Annotated in this window: 1 pseudogene; it reads left to right on the top strand. The window is 62.8% G+C overall.

Annotated features, from left to right (window positions below):
* Positions 1-282: pseudogene (locus KUG43_RS16590) on the top strand (photosystem II q(b) protein); the annotation flags it as partial.

Here is a 282-nt window from a genome sequence, read left to right as displayed (position 1 = left end):
GGCTGTACAACGGTGGTCCTTACCAGCTGGTGGTCTTCCACTTCCTGATCGGCGTCTTCGCCTACATGGGCCGCGAGTGGGAACTCTCCTACCGCCTCGGCATGCGCCCCTGGATCTGCGTCGCCTACTCCGCCCCCGTGGCGGCGGCCAGCGCCGTGTTCCTGATTTACCCCTTCGGTCAAGGTTCCTTCTCCGACGGCATGCCCCTCGGCATCAGCGGCACCTTCAACTACATGCTGGTGTTCCAGGCTGAGCACAACATCCTGATGCACCCCTTCCACA

This window comes from Synechococcus sp. CCY 0621 (genome assembly GCF_019038465.1).
GTDB lineage: Bacteria > Cyanobacteriota > Cyanobacteriia > PCC-6307 > Cyanobiaceae > Cyanobium.
The sequence above is the reverse complement of the archived record's forward strand: the minus strand, read 5'-3'. Positions and strand labels throughout refer to the sequence as shown.